General features: G+C 63.4%; 30 protein-coding genes and 1 pseudogene. 16 read left to right on the top strand and 15 right to left on the bottom strand.

From position 1 onward, the window contains the following. Positions 1-80 precede the first annotated feature (80 nt). Positions 81-479 carry an NADH:ubiquinone oxidoreductase subunit NDUFA12 gene (locus tag CK221_RS17935; RefSeq protein WP_066989491.1) on the bottom strand — a complete coding sequence of 133 codons (399 nt, stop codon included), beginning with the start codon at positions 477-479 and terminating at the stop codon, positions 81-83. 225 nt (positions 480-704) lie between these two features. Between CK221_RS17935 and panB the strand changes: the two genes are divergently transcribed. Then, entirely contained in the window at positions 705-1,544 is an 840-nt protein-coding gene (gene panB / locus CK221_RS17930) for a 3-methyl-2-oxobutanoate hydroxymethyltransferase (RefSeq protein ID WP_095778671.1), read from the top strand. Beyond that, positions 1,541-2,404 carry a pantoate--beta-alanine ligase gene (panC, locus tag CK221_RS17925; RefSeq protein WP_095778670.1) on the top strand — a complete coding sequence of 288 codons (864 nt, stop codon included), beginning with the start codon at positions 1,541-1,543 and terminating at the stop codon, positions 2,402-2,404. Before panB ends, panC begins: the two co-directional genes overlap by 4 nt. Here the strand turns inward: panC and CK221_RS17920 are convergent. The 4 genes from CK221_RS17920 to CK221_RS17905 all read right to left on the bottom strand — a co-directional run bounded on the left by CK221_RS17920 (position 2,401) and on the right by CK221_RS17905 (position 5,842). Further along, positions 2,401-2,889: a GNAT family N-acetyltransferase gene (locus tag CK221_RS17920; protein WP_095778669.1), complete on the bottom strand. Its 489-nt coding sequence runs from the start codon at positions 2,887-2,889 to the stop codon at positions 2,401-2,403. The two genes, panC and CK221_RS17920, sit on opposite strands and share 4 nt — an antisense overlap. A 4-nt stretch (positions 2,890-2,893) precedes the next feature. Next, the gene (gatB, locus tag CK221_RS17915; RefSeq protein ID WP_095778668.1) at positions 2,894-4,393 is read right to left on the bottom strand and encodes an Asp-tRNA(Asn)/Glu-tRNA(Gln) amidotransferase subunit GatB; all 1,500 of its coding nucleotides are present in this window, start codon (positions 4,391-4,393) and stop codon (positions 2,894-2,896) included. 175 nt (positions 4,394-4,568) lie between these two features. Continuing rightward, entirely contained in the window at positions 4,569-5,000 is a 432-nt protein-coding gene (locus tag CK221_RS17910; protein ID WP_066989480.1) for a CBS domain-containing protein, read from the bottom strand. Positions 5,001-5,104: 104 nt separating this feature from the next. Beyond that, complete coding sequence (locus CK221_RS17905) at positions 5,105-5,842, bottom strand: rhomboid family intramembrane serine protease (protein WP_095778667.1); 738 nt, start codon at positions 5,840-5,842, stop codon at positions 5,105-5,107. Between the two features lie 418 nt (positions 5,843-6,260). Here CK221_RS17905 and CK221_RS17900 point away from each other — a divergent pair, with 418 nt between their 5' ends. The 4 genes from CK221_RS17900 to CK221_RS17885 all read left to right on the top strand — a co-directional run bounded on the left by CK221_RS17900 (position 6,261) and on the right by CK221_RS17885 (position 9,361). Then, complete coding sequence (locus tag CK221_RS17900) at positions 6,261-6,899, top strand: PAS domain-containing protein (protein WP_066989886.1); 639 nt, start codon at positions 6,261-6,263, stop codon at positions 6,897-6,899. 172 nt (positions 6,900-7,071) lie between these two features. Beyond that, positions 7,072-7,686, top strand: a complete 615-nt coding sequence (locus CK221_RS17895) for a PilZ domain-containing protein (protein WP_095778666.1) — start codon at positions 7,072-7,074, stop codon at positions 7,684-7,686. 265 nt (positions 7,687-7,951) lie between these two features. Then, a complete protein-coding gene (locus CK221_RS17890) occupies positions 7,952-8,557 on the top strand; it encodes a transglutaminase-like cysteine peptidase (protein ID WP_095778665.1) in 606 nt (201 codons plus the stop codon). Between the two features lie 255 nt (positions 8,558-8,812). Beyond that, positions 8,813-9,361, top strand: coding sequence for an ankyrin repeat domain-containing protein (locus CK221_RS17885; protein ID WP_066989472.1), 549 nt, complete (start codon positions 8,813-8,815; stop codon positions 9,359-9,361). A gap of 34 nt (positions 9,362-9,395) precedes the next feature. Here the strand turns inward: CK221_RS17885 and CK221_RS17880 are convergent, their stop codons facing one another. Continuing rightward, positions 9,396-9,923: a gamma carbonic anhydrase family protein gene (locus CK221_RS17880; RefSeq protein WP_066989470.1), complete on the bottom strand. Its 528-nt coding sequence runs from the start codon at positions 9,921-9,923 to the stop codon at positions 9,396-9,398. 17 nt (positions 9,924-9,940) lie between these two features. Next, positions 9,941-10,285 (bottom strand): hypothetical protein, encoded by a 345-nt coding sequence (locus CK221_RS17875; protein ID WP_095778664.1) that lies wholly within the window; start codon positions 10,283-10,285, stop codon positions 9,941-9,943. Positions 10,286-10,394: 109 nt separating this feature from the next. Between CK221_RS17875 and CK221_RS17870 the strand changes: the two genes are divergently transcribed. From CK221_RS17870 to CK221_RS17860, 3 genes are all read left to right on the top strand, one after another. Beyond that, positions 10,395-11,117, top strand: a complete 723-nt coding sequence (locus tag CK221_RS17870; protein ID WP_066989466.1) for a hypothetical protein — start codon at positions 10,395-10,397, stop codon at positions 11,115-11,117. A 131-nt stretch (positions 11,118-11,248) separates the two neighbouring features. Further along, positions 11,249-12,487 (top strand): cytochrome P450, encoded by a 1,239-nt coding sequence (locus CK221_RS17865; protein ID WP_095778704.1) that lies wholly within the window; start codon positions 11,249-11,251, stop codon positions 12,485-12,487. Between the two features lie 25 nt (positions 12,488-12,512). Next, on the top strand, positions 12,513-13,220 hold the full coding sequence (locus tag CK221_RS17860) for a transporter substrate-binding domain-containing protein (RefSeq protein WP_095778663.1): 708 nt from the start codon (positions 12,513-12,515) through the stop codon (positions 13,218-13,220). Between the two features lie 18 nt (positions 13,221-13,238). Here the strand turns inward: CK221_RS17860 and CK221_RS17855 are convergent, their stop codons facing one another. From CK221_RS17855 to CK221_RS17835, 5 genes are all read right to left on the bottom strand, one after another. Continuing rightward, a complete protein-coding gene (locus tag CK221_RS17855; protein ID WP_066989461.1) occupies positions 13,239-13,583 on the bottom strand; it encodes a cupin domain-containing protein in 345 nt (114 codons plus the stop codon). 5 nt (positions 13,584-13,588) lie between these two features. Further along, positions 13,589-14,869: an O-acetylhomoserine aminocarboxypropyltransferase gene (locus CK221_RS17850; protein WP_095778703.1), complete on the bottom strand. Its 1,281-nt coding sequence runs from the start codon at positions 14,867-14,869 to the stop codon at positions 13,589-13,591. A 158-nt stretch (positions 14,870-15,027) separates the two neighbouring features. After that, positions 15,028-15,549, bottom strand: a complete 522-nt coding sequence (locus tag CK221_RS17845) for a CoA-binding protein (RefSeq protein WP_095778662.1) — start codon at positions 15,547-15,549, stop codon at positions 15,028-15,030. Beyond that, a complete protein-coding gene (locus CK221_RS17840; RefSeq protein ID WP_095778661.1) occupies positions 15,546-16,322 on the bottom strand; it encodes an AAA family ATPase in 777 nt (258 codons plus the stop codon). The genes CK221_RS17845 and CK221_RS17840 overlap by 4 nt, the downstream gene beginning before the upstream one ends. 45 nt (positions 16,323-16,367) lie before the next feature. After that, a complete protein-coding gene (locus CK221_RS17835; protein ID WP_095778660.1) occupies positions 16,368-17,189 on the bottom strand; it encodes an enoyl-CoA hydratase in 822 nt (273 codons plus the stop codon). A gap of 148 nt (positions 17,190-17,337) precedes the next feature. Here CK221_RS17835 and CK221_RS17830 point away from each other — a divergent pair, with 148 nt between their 5' ends. The 3 genes from CK221_RS17830 (at position 17,338) to rpsI (ending at position 18,965) form a co-directional block, all read left to right on the top strand. Then, positions 17,338-17,799: a PaaI family thioesterase gene (locus CK221_RS17830; protein WP_095778659.1), complete on the top strand. Its 462-nt coding sequence runs from the start codon at positions 17,338-17,340 to the stop codon at positions 17,797-17,799. 225 nt (positions 17,800-18,024) lie between these two features. Further along, on the top strand, positions 18,025-18,489 hold the full coding sequence (rplM, locus tag CK221_RS17825; protein ID WP_066989450.1) for a 50S ribosomal protein L13: 465 nt from the start codon (positions 18,025-18,027) through the stop codon (positions 18,487-18,489). Then, complete coding sequence (gene rpsI / locus CK221_RS17820) at positions 18,489-18,965, top strand: 30S ribosomal protein S9 (RefSeq protein ID WP_066989448.1); 477 nt, start codon at positions 18,489-18,491, stop codon at positions 18,963-18,965. Before rplM ends, rpsI begins: the two co-directional genes overlap by 1 nt. Before the next feature lie 58 nt (positions 18,966-19,023). Here rpsI and CK221_RS17815 read toward each other — a convergent pair whose 3' ends face one another. Next, positions 19,024-19,932 carry a LysR family transcriptional regulator gene (locus tag CK221_RS17815; protein ID WP_095778658.1) on the bottom strand — a complete coding sequence of 303 codons (909 nt, stop codon included), beginning with the start codon at positions 19,930-19,932 and terminating at the stop codon, positions 19,024-19,026. A gap of 97 nt (positions 19,933-20,029) precedes the next feature. On the opposite strand from CK221_RS17815, the gene CK221_RS17810 reads away from it, so the two are divergent. Beyond that, positions 20,030-20,902: an aldo/keto reductase family oxidoreductase gene (locus CK221_RS17810; RefSeq protein ID WP_095778657.1), complete on the top strand. Its 873-nt coding sequence runs from the start codon at positions 20,030-20,032 to the stop codon at positions 20,900-20,902. Between the two features lie 182 nt (positions 20,903-21,084). Here CK221_RS17810 and CK221_RS17805 read toward each other — a convergent pair. Then, positions 21,085-22,144 (bottom strand): annotated as a pseudogene (locus tag CK221_RS17805) (glycerophosphodiester phosphodiesterase family protein). A 233-nt stretch (positions 22,145-22,377) separates the two neighbouring features. Here CK221_RS17805 and speB point away from each other — a divergent pair. Both speB and argC read left to right on the top strand, forming a co-directional pair. Next, the gene (gene speB, locus CK221_RS17800) at positions 22,378-23,379 is read left to right on the top strand and encodes an agmatinase (protein ID WP_067000830.1); all 1,002 of its coding nucleotides are present in this window, start codon (positions 22,378-22,380) and stop codon (positions 23,377-23,379) included. Positions 23,380-23,408: 29 nt separating this feature from the next. Further along, positions 23,409-24,341, top strand: a complete 933-nt coding sequence (gene argC / locus CK221_RS17795) for an N-acetyl-gamma-glutamyl-phosphate reductase (protein ID WP_095778656.1) — start codon at positions 23,409-23,411, stop codon at positions 24,339-24,341. Between the two features lie 22 nt (positions 24,342-24,363). On the opposite strand, the gene CK221_RS17790 is transcribed toward argC, so the two are convergent. After that, positions 24,364-25,455 carry a COX15/CtaA family protein gene (locus CK221_RS17790; protein WP_095778655.1) on the bottom strand — a complete coding sequence of 364 codons (1,092 nt, stop codon included), beginning with the start codon at positions 25,453-25,455 and terminating at the stop codon, positions 24,364-24,366. Between the two features lie 152 nt (positions 25,456-25,607). On the opposite strand from CK221_RS17790, the gene CK221_RS17785 reads away from it, so the two are divergent. Continuing rightward, complete coding sequence (locus tag CK221_RS17785) at positions 25,608-25,823, top strand: DUF2842 domain-containing protein (protein WP_067330098.1); 216 nt, start codon at positions 25,608-25,610, stop codon at positions 25,821-25,823. Positions 25,824-25,848 lie beyond the last annotated feature (25 nt).

The raw sequence follows: 25,848 nt of genomic DNA, 5'->3' as shown, positions 1-25,848 counted from the left end.
AATCGCCCAAGGCTAGTCAGGGCTGCGCTATCAGCAAGCAGCTAAACGCCAATTGTGGCGACAAAAGACCGAAAACGCGTTTACGAACCGGGCGTCCAAGCGTCGTAGTCGCCGGTGACTTGCGGGCGATGTTGGTTGGTCAGAATGGAACCTTGCGGGCGATAGGCGCTCGGCGTTCCTGTGAGGTTGGGCCGGTGCGGCTTCTGCCAATCACGAGCCTTATAGCTTTCGCTAGACGGAGGCGTGTCTACGCGATGATGCATCCAGCCATGCCAGCCTGGAGGGATCTTCGAGGCTTCGGAATAGTCACGATAGATGACCCAGCGGCGGGTGCGACCTTCCGAATCGATGCCGCCCTCGTAATAGACGTTGCCGACCTCGTCCTCGCCGACCTTGTTGCCGAAGCGCCAAGTGTGGAAGCGCGTGCCAAGCGTCTGGCTGTTCCACCAGGTGAAAAACTGCAGCAGGAAAGTCTTCATCCAGATCCTCGTTGCGGCAGCGGCCGCGCCGTTTCCTGCTTATGGCGTCAGGTCAACGCGAAGGCAAGGGTTTTGCCCAGTCTGCGATGTAAATGCTTCGTTCGCTAAATCGATACACGCGTGGAGATATCGCCACCTCGGCTTGCCAAGCGTTTGCGCAGTTTCTAAAGCTCGCACGCCCGGCAAAGCTGGCGGCCGGCCCGCGCCGGTTGAGGGAGGTGACGATTGGCCCCAGAACGATCCACCGGCAATCGGATCGGCGCCGAAGACATTCGCCGTCGCAAGGACGGCGTGCCGATCGTGTGTCTCACCGCCTACACCTATCCGATTGCGCGCATGCTCGATCCGCATGTCGACCTGCTTCTGGTCGGCGACAGCGTCGCCATGGTGCTGCATGGCCATGCCACGACGCTCGGCGCTTCGCTGGAGATGATGATCGCGCATGGACAAGCGGTGATGCGCGGCTCGGCGAAGGCCTGTGTGGTGGTCGACATGCCGGCAGGCAGCTACGAGGACTCGGTGGCGCAAGCCGTTGCCTCGGCAAGGCTCATCATCGGCGAGACGGGCTGCCAGGCAGTGAAGCTCGAGGGCGGGGTCGACATGGCCGCGCAGATCGCTGCAATCGTCGCGGAAGGCATCCCGGTCATGGGCCATATCGGCCTGCAGCCGCAGTCGGTGGACAAGGAGGGCGGCTACAAGATCAAGGGCAGGAGCAGGGAAAACGTCGCCGCCCTTTTTCGCGACGCCGAAGCGGTCGAAAAGGCCGGCGCCTTCTCGGTCGTCATCGAGGGCACGGTCGAGGCGGTGGCTTCGGATCTCACCCGCCATATCGCGATCCCGACCATCGGCATCGGCGCCAGCGGCGACTGCGACGGCCAGATCCTGGTGGTAGACGACATGATTGGCATGACCGTCGACCGCGTGCCGAAATTCGTCAAGGAATACGCAAAGCTGCGCGACACCATTGCGGATGCGGCGGCTCGTTACGCCGACGAGGTGCGCAGCCGCGCATTTCCAGGACCTGACCACGTTTTTTCGGCCGCATCGGGCAAGGACCAGGCATGAGCGGGCCAATCGTCGTCGAGAGCGTTGCGGCCCTCCGCGCGCAGATCGGGGATTGGCGCCGGGCTGGCCTCAAGATCGCCATGGTGCCGACCATGGGCGCGCTGCATGACGGCCACATCTCGCTGGTCAGGATCGCGCTCGAAAAGGCGGAGCGCTGCGTCGTCTCCGTCTTCGTCAATCCGACCCAGTTCGCGCCGACCGAGGACTTGGACAAATATCCGCGCCAATTGGCCCGCGATCTCGACCAACTGCGGGAAGCAGGCGTGCATCTGGCCTTCACGCCAGGCGTGGCGGAAATGTACCCGGCCGGCTTCGCCACCAAAATCTCGGTCGGAGGCCCCTCCTCCGGCCTGGAGACGGATTTTCGGCCCGCCTTCTTCGACGGCGTCGCCACTGTCGTGGCCAAGCTTTTCCTGCAGGCAGCGCCCGACTGTGCCGTGTTCGGTGAGAAGGACTACCAGCAGCTTTGCGTTGTCAGGCAGCTGTGCCGTGATCTCGATCTGCCGGTCGAGATCGTCGGCGCGCCGACCGTGCGTGATTCCCACGGCCTCGCCATGTCGTCGCGCAACGCCTATCTCGGCGCGGCCGAGCTCGAGATCGCGCGCAAATTCAACGTGGTTCTGCGTCAGACCGCGGCCGAACTCGCGTCCGGCGCGGATCAGGCACGTGCGGTGAATGCGGCTGCGGAAGCGCTCGTCAGCGCGGGCTTTCGGAAGGTCGACTACGTCGCCGCGCGGGAGGCCGCAGCGCTCGCGCCCTGGCGGCGGGACCGCGACGGGCGCTTGCTCGCGGCGGCCTGGCTCGGCACCACCAGGCTGATCGACAATGTGGAAATCCCTGCCGCTCCGCCGGCGCTTTAGCCGAGCCGCTTCTCCAGGATGAGCGCGGGCCATCCCGAACTGCCGCCGCAATCCGCTGTCCTGCCTGCCGTCCGAAATCCGTTGGCCTCGTAGAAGGCGATCGCCGCCGCATTCACCTGCTCGACCTCGAGACGCAGCGTCCGCATCTGCGGAAAACTGGCCTCGACTTCGTCGAGCAGCGCCTGGCCGATCCTTTGCCGCTGACAATCCGGAGATACGTAGAGCTGGTTCAGAAGGACGATCTTCGGGTCGGCAGTCGCGGCCGCGAAAGCCATGCCGCCAAGCCGCTTGCCATCGTCAGCGACCAGGAATTCGGAATTCGGCCGGGCCAGCTGCGCCTTGAGCGAAGCAAGAGAATGCCAGTCGTCGGTGATCGCCGTTACATGCTCGGCGCCGTAAATGGCGTCATAGGTCGCATGCCACGTCTCGACCAGCAGCGCGCGGATCGCAACAAGATCGCGCTCGCTGGCGGTGCGGACGAACATCGCTCTATTCGATGCCGAGCTTGGCCTTGACCAGCTCGTTGACCGCCTGCGGGTTCGCCTTGCCGCCGGTCGCCTTCATCACCTGGCCGACGAACCAGCCGGCCATGGTCGGCTTGGCGCGCGCCTGCTCGGCCTTGTCCGGATTGGCGGCGATGACCTCGTCGACCGCCTTCTCGATGGCGCCGGTGTCGGTCACCTGCTTCATGCCGCGGCTTTCGACGAGGTGGCGCGGATCGCCGCCCTCGTTCCAGACGATCTCGAACAGATCCTTGGCGATCTTGCCGGAGATCGTGCCTTCCTTGATCAGGTCGACGACGGTACCGAGCTGCTCAGGCGAAACCGGAGCGTTTTCAACATCTTTGCCAGCCTTGTTGAGAGCGCCCAGGAGGTCGTTGATAACCCAGTTGGCGGCAAGCTTGCCGTCGCGCCCCGAGGCCACCTTCTCGAAGTAGTCGGCGATCGGCTTTTCCGACACCAGCACCGAGGCGTCGTAGGGCGAGAGGCCGAGCGAGCCGATCAGCCGCGCCTTCTTCTCGTCCGGAAGTTCCGGCAGATGCTGTGCCAGATCATCGACGTAGGCCTGGTCGAATTCCAGCGGCAGAAGGTCGGGGTCGGGGAAATAGCGGTAGTCATGCGCCTCTTCCTTGGAGCGCATCGAGCGCGTCTCGCCCTTATTGGGGTCGAACAGGCGCGTCTCCTGCTCGATCGCGCCGCCGTCTTCGAGGATGGCGATCTGACGGCGCGCTTCGGACTCGATGGCCTGGCCGATGAAGCGGATCGAGTTGACGTTCTTGATCTCGCAGCGCGTGCCGAAGGCGCCGCCCGGGCGGCGCACCGAGACATTCACGTCGGCGCGCAGCGAACCCTCGTCCATGTTGCCGTCGCAGGTGCCGAGATAGCGCATGATGGTGCGCAGCTTGCTGACATAGGCCTTGGCCTCGTCGGCGGAGCGCATGTCCGGCTTGGAGACGATCTCCATCAGCGCAACGCCGGACCGGTTGAGGTCGACATAGGACATTGTCGGATGCTGGTCGTGCATAGACTTGCCGGCATCCTGCTCCAGATGCAGGCGCTCGATGCCGACCTCGATGTCCTCGAACTCGCCCTGCCGGTCCGGCCCGACCGAGACGATCACCTTGCCTTCGCCGACGATCGGCTGCTTGTACTGCGAGATCTGATAGCCCTGCGGCAGATCCGGGTAGAAATAGTTCTTCCGATCGAAGACCGACTTCTGGTTGATCGCGGCCTTCAAGCCCAGCCCGGTGCGGATCGCCTGCCTGACGCATTCCTCGTTGAGCACCGGCAGCATGCCGGGCATCGCCGCGTCGACCAGGCTGACATTGGCGTTGGGCGCCGCGCCGAAAGAGGTCGAGGCGCCGGAGAACAGCTTTGCCTCGGACGTCACTTGCGCATGCACTTCGAGCCCGATGATGATTTCCCAGTCGCCGGTGGCGCCGGAGATCAGGCGTTTCGGGTCGGGCGTGCGGGTATCGATGATGCTCATGGAGGCCTATGGGTCGCATTTGTGGCTGGCGCGATTTTGCTTATCGCGTTGCGAAAATCGCATCACTCGCTAGTGCAAACCGTTCCTTGAGACAAGTCCAAAGCCGCGCGCAGGCCTCCAGGCAGCTTGCGCTTGTAAGCCCACGGGCTGTGCTGGCGGCTCCTTTCCGCCTGTATCAGGCGGTGGCGATGTAGGCCCGGATCTCCTCAGCCTCGCGCTCGACATCCTCGATCCGGCGCTTGACCACATCGCCGATCGACACGATGCCGTCGAGCATCCCGTCCTTCTCCACCGGCAGGTGGCGGAAGCGACCCTTCGTCATGATCTCCATGACCTCGTTGACCGTGTGGTTCTCGTTGCAGATCTTGACCTTCGGCGTCATGGCCGATCGGACCGGAATATCGAGCGCGGCCGCGCCCTCCCTGGCCAGCACTCGCACGATGTCGCGCTCGGAAAGGATGCCGACGATCTTGCGGTCGCCATTGGTGATGACCAGCGCGCCGATCCTATGCTCGGTCAGGATGCGAATGGCTTCGCTCAGCTTTTCATTAGGCCCGAGTGTGAACACGTCATGGCCTTTTTGCTCAAGAATTGCCTTCACAGTCATGGCGTCCTCCTGTGCCTTGCCCGCCGGCTCCTGCCCTGACCGGCATTCACGTTCCGGTGAACATGGTGCGCCGTGATTGGTTGCATTTCAAGTGCGCCGCAGGGCTACTCGGACGGCTGGGGCCGATCGAAAAAACGCACGCCGAAAAAGCCTGCGACAAAGCCGCCGATATGGGCTTCCCAGGCGATCTGTCCTTCGATCCCCGGCGCAAAGCCGAGAAGGCCGGTCGCGAGGTTGATCACCATCCAGACGCCGAGGAACGTCATGACGCCGCGCGAACGCAGCACGATTGCGATCGGCAACGGCTCGCCGGCGAAGGCCGCCTGGCCTGACGAGCGATCGATCCGGAAGCCGTAGCGCGCCGCCGCTCCCATCATGCCCGAGATCGCGCCCGAAGCGCCGACCAGCGGCATCTCGCCATAAGGGTGCATGGCCCAGAACAGCGCGACCGAAGCCAGCCCGGTCACGGCGTAGAACACCGCAAATCGGGCCGCGCCGAAACGATTGGCGAGCGGTGAGCCGAAAGCGGCAAGCCAGACCATGTTGACGGCAATGTGGGCGAGGCCCCCATGCATGAAGGCATAGGTGAAGGGGCGCGTGAACAAGAACCAGTCGAAGCCGTATTGACCGGTGTAGAGCACCGGAATGAAGGCTCCGTCGTAGAGCAGCGTTATTTGCTGGTCGTCGTTCAGCACATATCGCTCTAGCAGGAAGACGATCCCGCAGATCCCCATCACCGCCAGCACAACCGGCGGCAAGTTGAACACCGGCTCGCGGCGCGGCTCCGGCGCTTCGTCGTCTGGTTGCATTTCGGATTCGGTCGGTGTTACCGGCTCGCTCATGGCCTCTTCGCAGCTGGCTGGAGACTCGATTTCGGCCGAGCATGTAGTTCACGCCTGATCGAATCACAAATCGCGAATCGCTCAAGCTGAATCGGATAGGCCTGGATCGGCGACGCGAATCAAAAGAAAGCCGTCCAGGTTTCCCTGAACGGCCGGTCGAGTCCCCTGCTCCCCGAAAACTGACTGAAGTGCTGCCGATCGCTGCTGAAACGACCGTTTTGGAGTGGTTTTGATGTGCCACAGGTCCCAACGGCGTGCAACGTAAACCACTTGTTAACCTTAACGACCCCGAGACGTGAACAAACGTTAACGATGCTGGCACGCATCCTGCTCCGCACCGCATGAAAGTCATCGGAGGGCGCCCTGTCTGTTCGCCGATGGGACAACAAGAAAGACAGATTGCCGGAGCGGAATGGAAATGAATCAGAACGGATCAATCGCGCTGTTCCAATATTGGAACCGGCTGCGTGATGGCCGCCCGGCTCCGAAACGCTCGGAAGTGGAGCCGGCGGACATCAAGACGCTCCTGGCCGATACGTTCATCCTGGAGCGCGACACACGCGGAGAGGCCGTGTTCCGGCTGGCCGGCACCAGGCTCTGCGCCTATTACGGCCGCGAGCTCAAAGGGTTTTCCTTCCCCTCGCTCTGGCGCGAGAAGGACCAGCGGCTTATGTCGCGTCTTATCCACGGCGTCTTCGATCAGAAGTCGGTGCTGCTTCTGACCTATGAAGGATTCAGCCGAAACGGTCGTTCCAGCAAGTTCGAGCTGCTGGCGCTGCCGCTCGATGGCGGCGTCGAGAGCCCTCGCTGCCTCGGCATCGTCAGCGCCGCGGATCGGCCGTTCTGGCTTGGTGCCGACCCGCTCGCCGACGCCCTGATCGACGCGATCCGGGTCATCGATCCCGACAAGGACCCGATGTTCCTGAAGAACCGGCCGGCGATCGATGTTCCGTCGCTCGTGCCGACGGAGTTCGACGCGCCCGAGACCATTTCGGCGCTCGGCCGCGTACGCCGGATACGGCATCTCGTCGTCTTCGACGGCGGGCGCAACGAGTAGAGCGGATCGCGAGATTTTGCCCCGAATCTGGTCCAGGCCTTTGCCTTGCGTGGGGGGCCGCCCCCAGCCCATTTGGGCCGGCTTTTTCCCGTTTGTTAACCTGCTTTGCTGTAGCTTTTTCCGGTGAAATTCCTCGCACGTCGCGCGGAATGCCAACGGGGTGTAGGCAGTCATGAGGTCAGCGGCGGAATTTGCGCCGTCCCGTGTGGAGCGGCGCAATTTTCAGCGTGTCCGGGTGAAAATCTACGGACGCTTCATGCTGGAGGACCGCACGGAACACGCGTGCCAGGTGATAGACATGTCGCCAGGCAATGTCGCCTTGCGCACCGATCGCGTCGGCATGCCGGGGGAAAAGGTCATTGCCTATATCGATCACATCGGTCGCATCGAAGGCATCGTGACGCGCACCTCGCAGGACGGTTTCGCCATGACCGTCATCGCTTCGGACCGCAAGAAGGACAAGCTCGCCGCGCAGCTCACCTGGCTTGCAAACAAGCATGAGCTCGACCTGCCGGAAGACCGTCGCCACGAGCGCGTCGCGCCGCGCAACCCGATGAGCGTGCTGCAGCTCACCGACGGGCGACAGTATCAGTGCCGCATCATCGACCTGTCGCTCTCGGGCGCGGCGATCGAGATCGACGTCAAACCAGCAATCGGCGTGCAGGTCATGCTGGGAACGATGCGCGGCCAGGTTGTGCGTCACTTCGAGGACGGCGTCGCCATTGAGTTCGCCGTCATCCAGCGGCCGGAAACCTTGGATTCGGAATTCAACGCGCCGCGGACCTGACCGCTTAGAATGCGGACATGCATCCAACCGGCCCCCAGCGGCCGGTTTTTTGTTGGCCGGATCAGCCTTCCAGCAGCCGGGCGGCATGTCGAGACGCCACGTGATCCGGGTGCGGCGGCCGGTTTAGATTCTCAACAATCCGCAGTCGAGATAGTTCAAATTTTATATTTAATCTACGGGCGTTTTACTCAATCTCTACTTCCGGTTTTTGCGTCAAATAAATCCCAACGTGGCACAGTCTCTCTCAAACGGGGAGACTACCATAATGAAAATGACGAGGGGCAAGCTGTTGCTCTTGGCAATGGCGATGCAGCTTTCGGCCTGGGGCACGGCAAGCGCGGGACCGCTGTTCATGCATACGGGTGGCCGCACCACCCAGCCCGTCGGCCATTATGAACTCTGCCAGCGTATCCCCATCGAATGCAATGAGACGACGCCGAATGGGTCTCCTGTCGAGCTGACCCGCAAGCTGTGGGCGACGATGATCAAGGTCAACAATTCGGTCAACACCCGCGTCAAGCCACGTACCGATATGGAGATCTACGGGGTCGAGGAATACTGGGCCTATCCCGACAACGGTTTCGGCGACTGCGAGGACTACGCGCTGGAGAAGCGCCGCGAATTGATGGCCGCCGGTGTCCCCGCGGGCGACCTTTTGATGACGGTCGTGCGCCAGCCGAACGGCGACGGCCACGCGGTGCTGACGGTGCGCACCAGCCTCGGCGAGTTCATCCTCGACAATCTCGAGCCGAAAGTGCTCGCCTGGAACGACACGGTCTACACCTACCTCAAACGTCAATCGACGGAGAATTCAGGCGTTTGGGTTTCGATCAACGACGGCCGCGAGGACGCGGTCGCCAGCGTCCGCTAGGACCCCAATGCATGCTGCCCCAAGATGCGCAGGGCTTTTGGGCAACGGCACACACGAAGAGATTAAGCACGCCGCATTCATATGGCGTGCCTAGAAAAAGCCCGGTCGAGTCCCCACCCTCCCCGTCCCCAACGACCGGGTTTTAGGAGCCGGCCCTGTCCCCGGGCCGGCTCCGCTTTTTTTGCCGCCGCCTGCGGGCCTTTCTCGTAGCGGCAGACCGGAGCAATATCGCCGTTTATTTTTGGATGGACGGCGATGCTGGAAATCCCTGACGACCGCTATGAGCGCGCCAAGCTGTTCAAGGCGATAGACGACGCCTTCAAGGCGGGCGATTTCGAGGGGCTTGGCAAGGCGCTGGGCGGCTCCGCACGATGGTACGACGAGAGGATGCCGTTCGAGCTCGGCCTCGGCCATCCGTTGGAATATGCGATCTATTGGAGCCCGACCGGCTTCATCGCCACGTTGCTTGATGCAGGCTCGAATCCGAATTACGAGGATCCCGCCGGCTTCCCGTCGATCATCGCCGCGCTATCCACCGAGCGGCCGGACAGGCTGCAGCTTATCCAAATCCTGCTCGAGCAGGGCGCCGACCCGAACATGCGCGGGGTCAACGACTGGACGCCTCTGCATTACGCCGTGGCGCTGCGCGACGCCGAGGCAATCCGCCTGCTGCTGGCGTCGGGCGCGGATCCGTCGCTCAGGACGCGCATCGATGATTATGAAACCGCCCTGGAAGGTGCAGACCACGCCGGTTTCGAAGCGGGCGCGTCGCTGCTGCGTGAGGCGATGTCCAGACGCAATTAATAGGCCGCAGGCGAAACGGCAGACCGAACCGCTCTCAGAGCTCCTTCAATCCGGCCTTGAAGCGCCTGCCGTTGGCGACATAGTGCGCGGCCGATACCCGCAGCCTCTCGATTGCCGCGTCATCCAGCACCCTTATCACCTTGGCGGGCGAGCCGACGATCAGCGAATTGTCCGGGAAAGCCTTGTTTTCCGTCACCAAAGCGCCGGCACCGACCAGCGAATTCTTGCCGATCCTCGCGCCGTTGAGCACGATGGCGCCCATGCCGATCAGGCTGTTGTCGCCGACCGTACAGCCATGCAGCAGGGCGCGATGGCCGATCGTGCAGCCCTGCCCGATGGTGAGCGGATAGCCCGGGTCGGTGTGCATGACCGTATGTTCCTGCACATTGGTGTCGGCGCCGATGGTGATCGGTTCACCGTCGCCGCGGATGACGACGCCGAACCAGAAGCCGGCATTGCGGCCTATCGCGATATCGCCGATCAGCGTGGCGTCGGGCGCCACCCAATTGGTTTCAGCGTCCTCGAACCGGGGCGCCTTCCCGTCGATCGCATAGATCGGCATCTTTTCTCCGATTCGTCTCAAGCCGAGAATTCGGCGGAGCTTAGGAGACCCGTTGCCCAGGAAGCAATGGTGATCAGCACGATCCCGAGCGCCAGTGCCCACGCAATCGCCGTGCAGCCGCAGGAAAGCAGCGCAAGCGTGCCGATGCGCCCCTCGCGCCGCGCAGCCAGAGCATCATTGGTGAGCATGAACGGGCCGGCGCAGGCGGTCACCGCGAGCGAGCGCACAATATGGGCAGGCGTGACATAGGGTTCGGCGAAGGCCAGCCGGTGGCCGCAGACGATTTCCATCGCCGAGCCGGCGAGGCCGCAAGCCGTCAGGCCGACCGCAAAAGCGTAGAGAGGGAGCAGCATGAGATCCATCTTTACCAACCGTTTACCATGAGACCGCACAGTCGTGCCGACGCGCTGCAAGAGCCATGCCGCGCCAGTTGTGCCACCTGAGGACAGGTGAGCGGATCGGGGAATCGCGATGAGAGAGGCAGCCGCCGCGGAGGAATTCGAGGTCGTCGACTCGACCTTGATGAAGCGGGTCTTCTACGTCTTCGCGGCGCTCGCCCTGCTTTCAGTGGCTATCAGTCTCGGCGGCAAATGGCTCGGCCGGTCGATCGCCATGGCCGGCTATACCGACGACACGACCGTGCGCCAGGTCGTCATGGGCAACAATGTGATCAGTGTGCCGGCCAACTTCATCCGCTTCGACCAGGCCAGGCGCGACGGCATCGCCTCGCGCTTCGACCTTTATCTGCGCTATCCCGAAATGGACGGCTACAGCACCGCCGCGCGCGACGACTTCAACCACGTCACGACCAGGAAGATCATCTTCCTGTCATTCGAGCCGCGGATGATGTCGCGCGACATGAGCGGCCGTTTCGCCCCAATCTACAGCGCCCTGATCGTCACGCCGGGCACGCCCGGCCCGGGCGGTACAAGGCTCTACGGCTTCACCGAGAAATCGGGCTATCTCAACGAGGTCCTGGCGGTCGCCGAGCGCCCCGGCAAAGACCCGTTCGTCGCCCGCTGCCTGAGCGGCCCAACTGCCGAGGAATCGCTCGCCCCCTGCGAGCGCGACATCCAAGTCGGCGACGATCTCAGCCTCACCTACCGCTTCCCGCGCGAGTTGCTCGGGAACTGGCAGGCGCTCGATGCCGCGATCGCCACCAAGGTGGCCGGTATCCTGAAAACGGGACGCTGAAGCGCTCCGCTGGAGCCATGGCGCGCCACCCGCTCTTCCTCTCCAGCGGCCAGCCTGGCTCAATATATCGGCACGACCGGCTCGGCGATGCGGTCTGGCATCGGGCCGGCAAGGCGCGCTATTGGTCGAACATGATGCCACCCTATCTCACGTTCGATCCCGTCAGCCGCCGCCTGCGCCTCGACCCGCATGAACCTGCCTTTGTGCAGAACCCGTATGAGGCCTACGCCTTCTTGCACGGCGCTTCGAACGCCTTCTTCTGGGAGAATTACGGTTTTTGGTGTTTCGGCGGCTTCGACGACGTCAACCGCCTGCTTCGCGATCGTCGCTTCGGCCGCCAGAACCCGGCCGGCATTCCCGACAGCCGCGGGGTTGGCGACGACCGTTCGCACCTGACAGCCTTCGACGCCATCGAAGCCAATTCGATGCTTGAGCTCGAGCCGCCGGTGCATACTAGGCTGAGAACTTTGGTCAATCGAGCCTTTGTCTCGCGCCAGGTCGAGCGGCTGCGGCCGCGCATCGAGGCTCTGGCCCATGAGCTGATCGACCGCTTCGAGCCGGGCTCCGCCGATGTTCTGCCCGCTTACGCCTCGCCCTTGCCGATCACCATCATCGCCGAGATGCTCGGCGTTCCGGTCGAGATGGGGCCGCAACTGCTCGACTGGTCGCATCAGATGGTCGCCATGTACATGCACGGCCGCACGCGCGAGACCGAGGAGACGGCCAACCGCGCCGCGCACGATTTCGCGGCTTTCCTGCGCGGCTATGTCGCCGAGCGGCGCAAGAGACCCGACGACGATCTGCTTTCGCTGCTGATCGAGGCCCAGGACAACGGCCAGAAGCTCTCGGAGGAGGAGCTGGTTTCCTCAGCTATCCTTCTGCTCAACGCAGGGCACGAAGCGACTGTGCACCAGACCGGAAATGCCGTGAGAACGATCCTCGCGCAGGGCGGCGATGGGCGCCGCTTCTTTGCAACACCGGAGGCCAATGCCGCCACGGTCGAGGAATGCCTGCGCTACGATGCGCCGCTGCACATGTTCCTGCGCTATGCCTATGAAGAGATGGAAGCTGCTCCGGGCATTTTGCTCAAGCCCGGAGAGACGGTGGCGCTGCTGCTCGGCATGGCCAATCACGACCCGCTGGCTTTCGCCGGACCGGCCACATTCAACCCGGCGCGGACGGACCAGAAGAACGTGTCGTTCGGCGCCGGCATCCACTTCTGCATCGGCGCGCCGCTGGCCAGGCTGGAGTTGCAGGTGTCGCTGAAGACGCTGTTCGACCGGCTGCCGGATCTAGGCCTGACGGAAGAGCCGCGCTTCCGCGACACCTATCATTTTCATGGATTGGAAGCGCTCTCGGTGCGCTTCTGAACCGCAATAATCCGAAGATCTGAAAATGAGATTCGCCTTTCTGCAGGAACCGCCCTTCTGCTTCACCGATGCATCCGGGAAAGTCGGCGGCTGCGACGCGATGCTGGCCGAGAAGATCTTCGCGATGTCCCAAACGACGGCTTTCACGCCCGTCGAGACCGAATTCGCCGAGTTGCTGCCGGGACTGGCCGACGGCCGCTGGAACATGACCACCGGCCTGTTCATCTCCGAAGAGCGCAGCAAGCTGGTGGACTTCAGTCGCCCGATCTGGTCGCTGCCGGACGGCTTGATGGTTGCCAAGGGCAACCCGCTCGACCTTGAGGGCTATCGCTCTCTTGCAGGCCACCCTTCCGCGAGGCTTGGCGTGATATCGAACCAGATCCAGCATCGGACGGCCCTTGAGAATGGCGTGCCGCCGGAGCGGATCAGTGTGTTCGCCACGCAGGCCGAGGCAGCGGAGGCGGTGGCTATCGGCAGGGTGCAGGCCTATGCCAGCGTTGCCATGGCGCATCGCGGCTACATCGCGCGGCGACCGGCTGCGCTGGCCGATGTCATTGACGTTCCCGCGTCCGAACGGTTGCCCGCCGCCGGCGCGTTTGCGGTCGCTAAAGGCAACGACGCGTTGAGGCGGCGTGTCGATGACGGTCTGGGCGACCTGCTTGGAAGCCGGTGGCACCGCGACCTGATGGCCGGATTCGGTTTCTCCGGAGCGGATGTCGACCGGCTGCTCTAACAGCCCGGCAAGCGCGCTTCACAGCTTGATCACATATTCCTTCCGCGTCGTCTCCAGCACTTCCCAGGTTCCCTTGAAACCCGGCCGCAGCACAAAACTGTCGCCGGCCTTGACCGTGCGCGCGTCGCCGCCGTCTTCGGCGATCACCGAGACGCCGGACAGGATGTGGCAGAATTCCCATTCGTCATAGACGATGCGCCACTTGCCCGGCGTCGCTTCCCAGATGCCGGCATAAAGGCTGCCGTCCCGCTCCTCGACATTCCAGGTGCGGAATTTCGGATCGCCGGAGATCAAGCGGTCCGGGGCCGGCGCGCCGGCCTCCGGCTCGACAGTTTCGGGATCAACCGCGAGAAAGGCGGACATCGCGCTCAGACCTTGCTCAGCGCCTGTTCGAGGTCGGCGACGATGTCGTTGACGTCCTCGATGCCGATCGACAGGCGGACCGTGTCCGGGCCGGCACCGGCCTTTACCTTCTGCTCGTCGGACAGTTGCCGGTGCGTGGTCGAAGCTGGGTGAATGACCAGCGACTTGGTGTCGCCAACATTGGCGAGGTGCGAGAACAGTTCCAGCGCCTCGACGAACTTGACGCCGGCCTCGTAGCCGGCCTTGAGGCCAAAGGTGAAAACGGCGCCGGCACCCTGCGGCGAGTATTTCTTCTGCAGCGCATTGTTCTTGTCGCTCGGCAGTCCGGGATAGTTCACCCAGGCGACTTTCGGATGGTTGGAAAGCCAGGCGGCGACGCTCGCTGCGTTGTCGCAATGACGCTGCATCCTGAGCGGCAAGGTTTCCAGGCCGGTCAGGATCAGGAAGGCGTTGAAGGGCGAGATCGCCGGGCCGAGGTCGCGCAGGCCGAGCACGCGCGCGGCAATGGCAAAGGCGAAGTTGCCGAAAGTCTCGTGCAGGACGAGGCCGCCATATTCAGGGCGAGGCTCCGACAGCATCGGGTATTTGCCCGACTTCGACCAATCGAAGGTGCCGCCGTCGACGATGGCGCCGCCGATCGAATTGCCGTGGCCGCCGATGAACTTGGTGAGCGAATGCACCACGATATCGGCGCCATGCTCGATCGGCCGCACGAGATAGGGCGAGGCCAGCGTGTTGTCGACGATCAGCGGCAGGCCGTGCCTGCGAGCGATGTCGCCGATCTTCTCGATGTCGACGAAGATGCCGCCCGGATTGGCGAGACTTTCGATGAAGATCGCCCTGGTGTTGTCGTCGATTTGGCCCTCAAAGGTCGATGGATCGTTGGTATCGGCCCAGCGGACCTCCCAGCCATAATTCTTGAAGGCGTGGCCGAATTGGTTGATGGAGCCGCCATAAAGCTTTGTGGCAGATACGAAATTGTCACCCGGCCGCATCAGATTGTGGAAGACGATGACCTGGGCGGCGTGGCCGGAGGCGACGGCCAGCGCGGCAGTGCCACCTTCGAGCGCGGCGAGACGCTCCTCGAGAACCGCCTGCGTCGGGTTCATGATGCGGGTATAGATGTTGCCGAAGGCCTTCAGCCCGAACAGCGAGGCGGCGTGGTCGGCGTCATCGAAGACATAGGAGGTGGTCTGATAGATCGGCGTGGCGCGCGCGCCGGTCGCCGGGTCCGGCTTGGCGCCGGCATGGACGGCGAGCGTGTTGAAACCGGGCGTACGGGTCATCGAAGCCTCCCTCTCAAACTTGCGAAAATCGCCGGGCATTCTTGGCCAAGCGCGGTCGTGAATGCAAAGAACAAAATACCTTTCGGCGTGCGATCTGCGGCGAACGCCCGGGAAAATCCATTTCTTCCCGGAATAATTTTGCGCGCCTGGTTGTCCGTCTATTTCTGGCGCACGCCAAAACTCTGGAAACCCTTGCGCATCAATGGCTTCTTCGACGACAGCACGCCGGAGTTGACGCCGGTCCAGCCGATCTCGCCCGACAGCTTGCCATATTCGATCTTGGGACAGCGGTTCATGACCACCTTGATGCCGGCTGCCTCGGCGCGCGCGGCGGCCTCGTCATGGCGAACGCCGAGTTGCATCCAAACGACCTTCGGCAGCGGATCGAGCTTCAGTACCTGCTCGACGATGCCAGGGACAGCGGCCGAGCCGCGAAAAATGTCGATCATGTCAACCGGATGCGGCAGGTCGGCCAGGCTGGCATAGACCGTCTGTCCAAGGATCTGCTTGCCGGCATGACCGGGATTGATCGGCAACACCGAAAAACCCTTGGCCAGCTGATATTTCAGCACGAAATAGCTCGGCCGCACGTCGTTGGGCGAGGCGCCGACCATGGCAATGGTCTTCACCGAGTTCAGAATGCCGGCAATGTAGCTGTTGTCGTAGGCGTCGTGATTCATGGCTCGTCCTCATACAGCGCATCGGCGAGAAAGGCAGCCGGATCGCTGCAGAAGTCACGCATCATGCGAAAATGATCGGTGTCCTGAAAATCAATCAGATCGAGGCCGATGCGGCTGATGCGGAAGAGCCGCGCGTTCGGGCAGGCCATCAGCAACGGCGAGTGCGTCGCCATGATCACCTGCGCGGTGCCGGACCGCTCCATGCGCTGAAGCAGCTTCAGCAACTCGATCTGGCGCGTCGGCGAGAGCGCGCTTTCGGGCTCGTCGAGGATGTAGATGCCCTGTCGTCGGCAGCGTTCCTCGAAGAAGCGGATGAACCCTTCGCCATGCGACCATGACAGGAAGTCCGGCGGCGCTCCGCCAGACTCCAGCGCCGCCTGGTCAAGATAACGAGCCACGGAGTAAAAGGACTCCGCCCGGAAGAACCAGCCCGCGGTGACCTTCGGCAGCCAATGGCAGCGCAGCGCAGCGGCAAGTGCAGCACCACTCTTGTCGATGGCGCCGGATTGGTCGACGGGCATATAGCCTTTGCCGCCGCCGGCCTCGTCATAGCCGGCCAGGGCGCCGATGGCTTCGAGCAGCGTCGATTTGCCGGTGCCGTTCTCGCCAACGATGATGGTGATGGCCGACGTGAATTCGAACTCGAATTCGCGATCCCGGAAGATCGGCAGGCTCCATGGATATCCATCCCAATCCGCGACGCGCGAAGGCTCAAGCAGAATGCGCTTGAGATAGGTCGCTTTCAGCCGCGTCAGTTGCTTGCGGGCAGCCACGTCGGACCTTCAATCATGAAAAAGCGCGCTGCATTCTCGGGTCAATTATTCGTCGGCCCATTCCGGCTTGCGCTTGCCGATGAAGGCGCCGATGCCTTCCTCGGCGTCGCGCGCCAGCATGTTTTCCACCATCACGCGGCCGGTGTAGGCATAGGCGTCGGCCAGCCCCATTTCGGCCTGGGCGTAGAACGCCTCCTTGCCGGTCTTGACCACCAAAGACGATTTTGAAGCAATCGTTTGCGCGTATTTGTTGACAACCTGATTCAGATATTCGCGCGGCACGATCCGGTTGATGAGACCGAACTCCTTGGCCGTCGCCGCATCGATCGTCTCGCCGGTGAGAAGCATTTCCATCGCCTGCTTGCGCGAGACGTTGCGCGACAGCGCAACCATCGGCGTCGAGCAGAACAGGCCGATATTGATGCCGGGCGTGCAGAAGGTCGCTTCGTGCGAGGCGATGGCGAGGTCGCAGCTCGCGACAAGCTGCAGTCCGGCCGCGGTAGCCAGACCGTCGACCTCGGCGATCACCGGCCTCGGATGGCGCACGATGGTCTGCATCAGCTTTGCGCAGGCGACAAAGGTCATTTCGAAGAAGGCGCGGCCGCGATCCGGTTCGGCGCGGTGCGCCGTCATTTCCTTGAGGTCGTGGCCGGCGCAAAACACTTTGCTTGACGCTGCCAGGATGATGACGCGTACGGATTTGTCGTCCTTCACGCGGTCGAACTCGGCCTGCAGCGCCGCCATCGTCGCCAGCGACAGCGCGTTGGCCGGCGGGCTTGCAAGGGTGAGGCGCAGCACGCCCTTGTCTTGGCTGACAAGAACCGGGCCGTCGGCGACGGCGGGCTTGATGGCAACGACTTCGGCCATTTTTGAACCTCTCGATCAGCGGTCCCGGGTTATGGAGCAACAGAACTAACATGCTGCCGATTGAAGAACAGCCGCGAGACGTGTTTTCTCCGTGGCACCGTTTGGTCCAGGCGCGCTGTCTGGAACGTCCCGTATATAGGAATCGCGCATGCCCGCTCAAAGCAATCTCAAGCCGGTGCTGACCGCGGCCGAAGTCAACGCGCTGATGGCAAACGTCTATCCGCAGCTCAACGACCAGTTCTCCTTCTATGAGGCGCTGGAAGTGTTTCCGGGCGGCTGCACGGTGCGGCTCAATGCCGACCAGCGGCATCTGCGTCCCGGCGGCACCGTCTCGGGTCCGGCGCTGTTCACGCTTGCCGACATCGGCGGCTATGTTTGCGTGCTCAGCCATGCCGGGCCGGATGCGCTTTCGGTGACGACCAATCTCAACATCAACTTCATGCGCAAGGCCGAGGCCGGGCCGATCGACGGCCATTGCCGTATCCTTAAGCTCGGAAAGAGCCTGATGGTCTTCGACATCGACATCGTCGCCGGGGCCGACCGGCACACGGTGGCCCACGCCACCGGGACCTATTCGATCCCGCCGAAGCGAATGGATGAGGTAAAATAATACCGTTTCGCCAATTGATTGTTTTTGCTTTATTTTCAGCGCCAGTAGAGTTTCCGCTTGGCTTGACGCATCCGGCACCCTCGCCTATAAGCCGTCACGAAACAGCGGCCGCAAGGACCGCCGTTTTGTTATTGCCGGACGGCTTGGCCTCTCCGTCAATTCAAGCAACAAAAAACGCCTGTTCCTGCCGTTCGCGGACAGGACGGTCAACCTGAGAGCAAAACCATGGCTACCTTTTCGCAGAAGCCTGCGGATGTGGTGAAGAAGTGGGTGCTGATCGACGCCGAGGGTCTCGTCGTCGGCCGCCTTGCCACTGTCATCGCCAACCATCTGCGCGGCAAGCACAAGCCCACTTTCACCCCGCATGTCGATGATGGCGACAATGTCATCGTCATCAATGCCGACAAGGTGGTGTTCACCGGCAAGAAGTACACCGACAAGGTCTATTACTGGCACACCGGCCATCCCGGCGGCATCAAGGAGCGCACCGCGCGCCAGCTGCTCGAGGGCCGCTTCCCCGAGCGCGTCGTCGAGAAGGCTGTCGAACGCATGATCCCGCGCGGCCCGCTTGGCCGCCGCCAGATGAAGAATCTCCGCGTCTATGCAGGCACTGAGCATCCGCACGCGGCCCAGCAGCCCGTCACGCTCGACGTGGCCAAGCTGAACTCCAAGAACAAGAGGGCCTCGTAATGGCTGAGCTTTCCTCGCTCGCAGAACTCGGGACTGTCACGACCGCCGCGCAGCCGGCCGCGCCTGTCCACGTCCAGAAGCTCGACAAGTCGGGCCGCGCCTATGCCACTGGCAAGCGCAAGAACGCGATCGCGCGCGTCTGGGTGAAGCCGGGCTCCGGCAAGATCATCGTCAACGACAAGGAATTCGCGACCTATTTCGCGCGTCCCGTGCTGCAGATGATTCTCAACCAGCCGATCGTCGCCGCCAACCGCGCCGGCCAGTACGACATCGTCGCCACCGTCATCGGCGGCGGTCTCTCCGGCCAGGCGGGCGCCGTGCGTCACGGCATCTCCAAGGCGCTGACCTATTACGAGCCGGGCCTGCGTTCGGTGCTCAAGAAGGGCGGCTTCCTCACCCGCGACAGCCGCGTGGTCGAGCGCAAGAAGTACGGCAAGGCCAAGGCCCGCCGCAGCTTCCAGTTCTCGAAGCGCTAAGCGCTGCGAAGTCCAAGCATTTCGAAAAGGCCGCCTCCGGGCGGCTTTTTTGTTTCCGTCACCAGTGCCCGGCCGGCGTCTTTATGTAGTCGATGAAGGCGCGCAGCGGTGCCGGCACCAAGCGCCGGCCAGGGTAATAAAGAAACGGCCCCGAGAAGCTTTGCCACCAGGGCTGGAGCACCGGTTCCAGGACGCCGCTGTCGAAATACGGGCGCACCCAGTCCTCGAAGAGCCAAAGGATGCCGACGCCGGCGATCGCCGCATCGACAGCGAGATCGACGCCTCCACCGATGCTGACGACCAATGGCCCCGTGGGATCGACCCGCACCACCTCGCCTTCCCGCTCGAACTCCCAGGGCGTCATGACCCCGCTCGGAAAGCGGCCGCGCACGCAGGCATGGCCAAGCAGGTCGCGCGGGTGCTGCGGCCGACCGTGCCGGTCAAGGTAGGACGGCGCGGCGGAGGTCGTGAAGCGCTGCGCGCGCGGTCCGATCGGCACCGCGATCATGTCCTGCTCCAGCCGCTCGTCGTAGCGGATTCCGGCGTCGCAGCCGGCCACCAGCACATCGACAAAGTTCTCCTCGGCGATCACCTCCAGGCGAATGGCGGGATAGGCCGCGAGAAATCCCGGAACGATTTTGGGCAGCACCAGCCGCGAGGCGCTTATCGGCACGTTGAGACGCAAGGTTCCGGCGGGCCGGTCGCGAAAGCCGTTCACCACATCGAGCGCAGCTTCTACCTCGCCCAATGCGGGGCCGAGTCGCGCCAGCAGGCTGGCACCAGCCTCGGTCAAAGCAACGCTACGCGTGGTGCGGTTGAAGAGCCTAACACCGAGTTGAGTTTCCAGACGGCGGATGGCTTCGCTGAGCGCTGACGCGCTGCCGGCGGTGGCGCGAGCTGCTTCGCGAAAGCCGCCGGCGCGGGCCACGGCCATGAATGCCTGGAGGTCGTTGAGTTCGGCCGCCATTGTCCTAAATTTCGTACAAGCTGTGCCGAATATAGCTGGTTATCGGGACAGCGGCTATGCCTTATCTCCGTCGCCGACAACGAAGGAGAGAACCACGATGTCCAGCGTAAACAAATCCGGCACCTATAAGCTCGGCGACCGCTCGGTCCGCCGCCTCGGGTACGGCGCCATGCAGCTCGCAGGCAAAGGAGTGTTCGGTCCGCCGAAAGACCATGACGCGGCCATCGCCGTGCTGCGCGAAGCGATAGCGCAAGGCGTGAACCATATCGACACCAGCGATTACTATGGTCCGCACGTCACCAACAAGCTGATCCGCGAAGCGCTATGGCCCTACCCCGACGACCTCACCATCGTCACAAAGATCGGCGCCCGTCGTGGCGAAGATGCTTCCTGGCTGCCGGCCTTCACAGCCGATGAGCTCGAACATGCCGTACACGACAATCTTCGCAATCTTGGCCTCGAGGTGCTGGACGTCGTCAATCTGCGCATCACGTTCGGGATGCATGGTCCAGCGGAGGGCTCCATCGAGGCGCAGGTCACCAAGCTCGCCGAGCTTCAGCGCAAGGGCCTGGTGCGCAATATCGGCTTGAGCAACGTCACCCGAGCGCAAATCCAGGAAGGCCGCAAGATTTGCGACATCGTCTGCGTGCAGAACCAGTACAATCTGGCGCATCGCGACGACGACGCGCTGATCGATGAACTGGCGCGCCACGGCATCGCCTATGTGCCGTTCTTTCCGCTTGGCGGCTTCGGCCCGTTGCAATCGTCGACGCTGTCCGGTGTGGCCGAGCGGCTCGGCGCGACGCCGATGCAGGTTGCGCTGGCATGGTTGTTGCGACGCTCACCGAACATCCTGCTGATCCCCGGCACCTCATCGGTCGAGCATCTGCGGCAGAATCTTGCGGCTGCGGAGCTGGAATTGGCGGACGAGGTGCTGGCCGAGTTGGAGGGCGTGACGAGAGCGGCGTAGGTCGGCGCAGCACCCGCCCGCGCCTGCGGCGCGACCTCCCCATCAAGGGAGGTAAGGCGCCGCGCTTTACGCTCAAACGGGTTTAGCATTTCATGAATGTCGCAGGCATGCAGCGACGGCAGGCTGGCACGACGCTCTAGCTCGGCGCGAAGCGCCGGGCGGGGTGAAGCGCCGACGTCAGCTTAATTGATACTGGCCGTATGCGCCGACTCGGCTTGCTTGATGTCCGTCGTGTACGGTACGCGATAGCCATTGGCAGCCAGCCATTCGATCGCCGCTTTTGGCTCGTCGGTCTGGATGATGGTGGCGCCGCGATCGACCCAGAAACCCCAAGCCTCGCGCGGCAGACTGGCAGCGACCGCCAGCTCGTCGCCACGGCCGCCGGCAAGGAAGCCGCCCGGCTTGTTGACGATGGCATAGGTATCGGCCCAGAGGTGCCAGTCGCCGCGGACGGCTGTAGCCCGCATGCGCGTGCTGAACAGCGGGCCGCCGTTTGCGGTCAGCGTCTCGGCGCCGTTGCGCCAGTTGATCAGCTCGATTAGCGCGTGGCGCGAACGCCTTGTCGACCTCGCCGGCAAAGGCGGCATCTTGCACGGCGTCATCGGCAAGGATCGGCATGAACTGGAAGCCGCCGCCCGCCTGGGCGAGCGCGGCCTTCGCGGCTTCAATGCGCGCCTGGTTCCACAGGTTCTCCTTGACGATCACCTGATCGGCCATGCCGAGATCGCGGGCAGCCGAGATCATGCCGGGCAGGTCCGTCACCTCGAGCTTGTTGTCGAGATTGATCAGGATCCTGTCCTTGGTCGTCAGCAGCATTTCGCGCAGCGTCGACACCGGCTCGCTGGTGACGGCGCCGGTGCCCTCGATCACCAGCCGGCACTTCTTCAGCTCCGCCAGCGTATATTCCACCACCTCGCCCTTGCAGTTCGTGGTACGGTCGAGCCAGCTATCATGCATGATGACGAACGCGCCGTCCTTCGAGCGCCTCACATCGACCTCGACTATCTCGGCGCCGATCGCGATCGAGCCCTCGACCGCGGCAAGCGAATTCTCGGCATAAAGCGTCTTGCCGGCCTGCATGCTGCCGGCCCGATGCGCCGCGATCATCACATGGTCGCGCCACTGGTTGGCGTGTTCGAAGCGGTCGAGGATTTGGGCGGCGCGCGTCTCACCGGCTAAGGTTTGACTCGAAGCAGTCGCAAGCGCGGCGGTCAGAAGAAGGCTCAGCCAGAGTGTTCGCATCGGGGAATCGCTCCGTTCCGGGTCGGGACCCGGTTAGGCGATGCCCATGACGGTGAGGTGAACGAAGCCGGCTAGCTGTTTGCTCAAATCCGTTTTGGCGAGGCGTCATGGCGAGACAAATCCTGTGCTGCCGTGGCACTCCTCGAGCGCCGCTCGATATCGGCAAGCTGTGACTGGCAAGTTGCGTGCCGGTTCTGTAGTTGTGGCTCCCCGATGACAACCGAGGACCCGTAATGGCGAACCAAGAGATCGACCACGCCTTCACCGCCCGTTCCAAAACGGGGGCGTCGCTCGAGCCGACCTATGCCGGCGCGCTGTCGTTCATGCGGCGCAAATATACGAAGGATGCGAAGGGCGCGGACGCCGTCGTGTGGGGCATTCCCTTCGACGCCGCGGTCACCAATCGTCCCGGCGCGCGCTTCGGGCCGCAGGCGATTCGCCGCGCCTCGGCGATCCTCGACAACGATCCGCAATATCCGTTCTCGCGCGACCTGTTCGAACAGCTCGCCGTGGTCGACTACGGCGATTGCCTGCTCGACAGCGGCAACCACCAGAAGACGCCCGGTACGATCGAGCGCGAGGCGGCCAAGATCCTGAGCTCAGGCGCATTTCTTTTGACGCTCGGCGGCGATCATTTCGTCACTTGGCCGCTGCTGAAGGCGCATGCAGCGATCCATGGGCCGCTGGCCCTGGTGCAGTTCGACGCGCATCAGGACACCTGGCCGGACGACGGCAGGCGCATCGATCACGGCTCCTTCGTCGCCCGCGCGGTCAAAGAAGGCGTCATCGATCCAGACCGCTCGATCCAGATCGGCATCCGCACCCATGCGCCGGACACGTTCGGTATCAAGATCATCTACGGCCATGAAGTCGAGGAGATGCGCGCCTCCGACATCGCCTACGCGATCGTGGAGCGCACAGGCGGCAGGAAGACCTATCTTACCTTCGACATCGATTGCCTCGATCCGGCGTTCGCGCCGGGCACCGGCACGCCTGTGGCCGGCGGCCCGTCTTCGGCCAAGATGCTTTCGACGCTGCGCCAACTCGGCCAGATCGATATCGTCGGTGCCGACGTCGTCGAGGTTGCGCCGGCCTATGATCATGCCGATATTACGGCGATCGCCGGATCGATCATCGCCATGCACTATCTCGGCCTGGTGGCCGAAAGGAAGGCGCGGCTCGACGACCTGAACAACGGCACTCATGCCGTACTACATAACGCTCAAGGCATATAGCTCTGGAATCGCAGGGATTTTGGCAACCGATGAAACCGAAAATCTTCATTGACGGCGAACATGGCACGACAGGCCTGCAGATCAGGGCGCTGCTGGCCGACCGCGGCGATCTGGAGATCATCTCCATTCCCGCCGACCGCCGCAAGGAAGCCGCGGCCAGGGCCGAATTCCTCAACGCCGCCGATGTCGCGATCCTCTGCCTGCCGGATGCCGCGGCCAAGGAAAGCGTATCGCTGATCGAGAACGATACGACCAAGGTCATCGACGCTTCGACCGCGCATCGTGTGGCCGAAGGCTGGGAATACGGCTTTGCCGAAATGGACAAGGATCAGGCCAACAAGATCGCCAGTGCAAAACGCATCGCCAATCCCGGCTGCTGGCCGCAGGGCCCTATCGCGACGCTGCGTCCGCTGGTCTCGGCCGGCCTGCTGCCTGCCGATTTCCCCGTCACCGTCAACGGCATCTCCGGCTATTCCGGCGGCGGCCGGCCGATGATCGAGGACTATGTCGGCAAGGGCGAGGACGCGCCTGAATTCCTGCCCTATGGGCTCACGTTGCAGCACAAGCATGTGCCGGAGCTCAGGACCTACGCGAAGCTGTCGCACGATCCGATCATGCAGCCCGCCGTCGGCAATTTCGCGCAAGGCATGATCACGGTGGTGCCGCTGCAGCTCGGCGGCCTCGACCGTGTGCCGAGCGGCGCCGAGCTTCATGCGGCGATCGCCGATCACTATGCGTCGGTCGGCGGCGGCGTGGTCGAGGTTGCGCCCTATACGCATATGGAGCGCATGCCGGAGATTGATCCGGAGGCTTATAACGGCACCAACCGGATGAGGGTCTATGTGTTCGCCAATGACGAGCGGGCGCAGGCGCTGCTCTTGGCCGTCTACGACAATCTCGGCAAGGGTGCTTCCGGCGCTGCCGTGCAGAATCTGGACCTGATGCTCGGCATCAAGCACTGAGCGACAATGCGCAAGGCGCGCCTCAGCCTCTGACGGCGATCTCGGTCGGCAGCGGATAGGCACCCTTGGTGCCGCGCCAGTGCGCGGCGGCGAAGCCGAGCACGATCAGCGCGACGCCTTGATGGGTGAGCGCCATATGCAGTGGCACCTGCATCAAAAGCGTGCCGATGCCGATCGAGGCCTGCGCCAGCACCAGCAGGAACAGCAGCGTGGCGCGGCGGGCATGCGTGGTGCCGGGCTGACGCCGCCAGGTGGCGATCATGTGCCAGAGCGCCACCACAAAGAGCGTGTAAGCGCCGAGCCGGTGCACGAACTGCACAGTCTTCGGGTTCTCGAAGAAATTCAGCCAGGCAGGTTTCAAGAGCAGGAGATCGGCCGGGATCACCTTGCCGTCCATCAGCGGCCAGGTATTGTAGGAGAGGCCGGCGTGGAGGCCGGCAACCAGGCCGCCGAGATAGATCTGGATCAGTGCCAAGAGCACGATCGCGCCGGCAAGCCGCTGGGTCGAGCGGTCGGCGGCGCGCTCGGAGTGCGGCGCCAATCCTCGCGCGACAACCATGGTGGCGGTGAAGATTAGCGCCGCGAGCGTCAGATGCGTCGCCAGCCGGTACTGGCTGACCGAGACACGGTCGACTAGACCCGAGGCCACCATCCACCAGCCGATGGCGCCCTGCAGGCCGCCGAGCAGCAGTATGCCTAGAAGCTTCGGCCCGAGGCCGCGTTCAATGCGGCGCGTCGCCCAGAAGAACAGCAGCGGCAAGGCGAAGACCGCGCCGGCGCTGCGGGCGAGGATGCGATGCACCCATTCCCACCAGAAGAGCGACTTGAACGCATCTAGGCTCATGCCCTTGTTGAGCTCTGTATATTGGGGGATCTGCTGGTAGCGCTGGAACTCTTCCTGCCATTCGGCATCGTTGAGCGGCGGGATCACGCCATGGATCGGCTGCCATTCGGTGATCGACAGGCCGGAACCGGTGAGCCTTGTGGCGCCGCCGACCAGCACCAGCGCGGCCAGCACGACCAGCACAAAATAAAGCCAGCCGCGCACCAGCGCGCGGTTGTGCAGATCGCGGTCGCGGGCGGCGTATGGGGCCGTGGTGGTTATGGCGGCCATGGGAGTTTCCCGGCAGTTGAAATCGCGGGATTGGTGGACTATGGCCGCCCGGCTGGCAAGACCGGACAGCGCGGCACGCCGTCGCGCCGGCCCGCGGCGGTTGCGCCCGCTCCCCGATCGGCCTAAGCGAGGCGGGTCAACGGGACCGCGACATGCCCATTCGCCTGAAAAAGCTGATCGGAACCATCCTGCTGGTGGCGCTGGTCGTCATCTACGCGCTGATCGCCTCGGCCATCGCGGTCACAAGGCTCGCCGAATACGGCTCCTTGGCGCATTTCCTGTTCTTCCTGCTCAGCGGCCTGCTCTGGGTCCTGCCGGCGATGGGCATCATCAAATGGCTGATCCTGGAGCCGCCTCAGAAGGGCTGAGCGCGGCCGCGCCAACGCTAACGTG

The organism is Mesorhizobium sp. WSM3868, from assembly GCF_002294785.1.
In the GTDB taxonomy this organism is placed as follows: domain Bacteria; phylum Pseudomonadota; class Alphaproteobacteria; order Rhizobiales; family Rhizobiaceae; genus Mesorhizobium.
This window is presented reverse-complemented; position numbering and strand designations above follow the sequence as displayed.

What these genes read in the sequence shown, in the direction of transcription:
- CK221_RS17790 (WP_095778655.1), bottom strand. Translation starts at nt 25,455, where the DNA reads ATGGCCGCCATAACCACCACGGCCCCATACGCCGCCCGCGACCGCGAT.
- argC (WP_095778656.1), top strand. Translation starts at nt 23,409, where the DNA reads ATGAAACCGAAAATCTTCATTGACGGCGAACATGGCACGACAGGCCTG.
- CK221_RS17895 (WP_095778666.1), top strand. Translation starts at nt 7,072, where the DNA reads ATGAGGTCAGCGGCGGAATTTGCGCCGTCCCGTGTGGAGCGGCGCAAT.
- CK221_RS17905 (WP_095778667.1), bottom strand. Translation starts at nt 5,842, where the DNA reads ATGAGCGAGCCGGTAACACCGACCGAATCCGAAATGCAACCAGACGAC.
- CK221_RS17855 (WP_066989461.1), bottom strand. Translation starts at nt 13,583, where the DNA reads ATGTCCGCCTTTCTCGCGGTTGATCCCGAAACTGTCGAGCCGGAGGCC.
- CK221_RS17830 (WP_095778659.1), top strand. Translation starts at nt 17,338, where the DNA reads ATGCCCGCTCAAAGCAATCTCAAGCCGGTGCTGACCGCGGCCGAAGTC.
- CK221_RS17890 (WP_095778665.1), top strand. Translation starts at nt 7,952, where the DNA reads ATGAAAATGACGAGGGGCAAGCTGTTGCTCTTGGCAATGGCGATGCAG.
- panC (WP_095778670.1), top strand. Translation starts at nt 1,541, where the DNA reads ATGAGCGGGCCAATCGTCGTCGAGAGCGTTGCGGCCCTCCGCGCGCAG.
- rplM (WP_066989450.1), top strand. Translation starts at nt 18,025, where the DNA reads ATGGCTACCTTTTCGCAGAAGCCTGCGGATGTGGTGAAGAAGTGGGTG.
- CK221_RS17880 (WP_066989470.1), bottom strand. Translation starts at nt 9,923, where the DNA reads ATGCCGATCTATGCGATCGACGGGAAGGCGCCCCGGTTCGAGGACGCT.
- CK221_RS17900 (WP_066989886.1), top strand. Translation starts at nt 6,261, where the DNA reads ATGAATCAGAACGGATCAATCGCGCTGTTCCAATATTGGAACCGGCTG.
- CK221_RS17935 (WP_066989491.1), bottom strand. Translation starts at nt 479, where the DNA reads ATGAAGACTTTCCTGCTGCAGTTTTTCACCTGGTGGAACAGCCAGACG.
- CK221_RS17875 (WP_095778664.1), bottom strand. Translation starts at nt 10,285, where the DNA reads ATGGATCTCATGCTGCTCCCTCTCTACGCTTTTGCGGTCGGCCTGACG.
- CK221_RS17920 (WP_095778669.1), bottom strand. Translation starts at nt 2,889, where the DNA reads ATGTTCGTCCGCACCGCCAGCGAGCGCGATCTTGTTGCGATCCGCGCG.
- CK221_RS17910 (WP_066989480.1), bottom strand. Translation starts at nt 5,000, where the DNA reads ATGACTGTGAAGGCAATTCTTGAGCAAAAAGGCCATGACGTGTTCACA.
- CK221_RS17845 (WP_095778662.1), bottom strand. Translation starts at nt 15,549, where the DNA reads ATGAATCACGACGCCTACGACAACAGCTACATTGCCGGCATTCTGAAC.
- CK221_RS17810 (WP_095778657.1), top strand. Translation starts at nt 20,030, where the DNA reads ATGTCCAGCGTAAACAAATCCGGCACCTATAAGCTCGGCGACCGCTCG.
- CK221_RS17785 (WP_067330098.1), top strand. Translation starts at nt 25,608, where the DNA reads ATGCCCATTCGCCTGAAAAAGCTGATCGGAACCATCCTGCTGGTGGCG.
- CK221_RS17865 (WP_095778704.1), top strand. Translation starts at nt 11,249, where the DNA reads ATGATGCCACCCTATCTCACGTTCGATCCCGTCAGCCGCCGCCTGCGC.
- CK221_RS17870 (WP_066989466.1), top strand. Translation starts at nt 10,395, where the DNA reads ATGAGAGAGGCAGCCGCCGCGGAGGAATTCGAGGTCGTCGACTCGACC.
- gatB (WP_095778668.1), bottom strand. Translation starts at nt 4,393, where the DNA reads ATGAGCATCATCGATACCCGCACGCCCGACCCGAAACGCCTGATCTCC.
- CK221_RS17850 (WP_095778703.1), bottom strand. Translation starts at nt 14,869, where the DNA reads ATGACCCGTACGCCCGGTTTCAACACGCTCGCCGTCCATGCCGGCGCC.
- rpsI (WP_066989448.1), top strand. Translation starts at nt 18,489, where the DNA reads ATGGCTGAGCTTTCCTCGCTCGCAGAACTCGGGACTGTCACGACCGCC.
- CK221_RS17815 (WP_095778658.1), bottom strand. Translation starts at nt 19,932, where the DNA reads ATGGCGGCCGAACTCAACGACCTCCAGGCATTCATGGCCGTGGCCCGC.
- speB (WP_067000830.1), top strand. Translation starts at nt 22,378, where the DNA reads ATGGCGAACCAAGAGATCGACCACGCCTTCACCGCCCGTTCCAAAACG.
- CK221_RS17885 (WP_066989472.1), top strand. Translation starts at nt 8,813, where the DNA reads ATGCTGGAAATCCCTGACGACCGCTATGAGCGCGCCAAGCTGTTCAAG.
- CK221_RS17860 (WP_095778663.1), top strand. Translation starts at nt 12,513, where the DNA reads ATGAGATTCGCCTTTCTGCAGGAACCGCCCTTCTGCTTCACCGATGCA.
- CK221_RS17835 (WP_095778660.1), bottom strand. Translation starts at nt 17,189, where the DNA reads ATGGCCGAAGTCGTTGCCATCAAGCCCGCCGTCGCCGACGGCCCGGTT.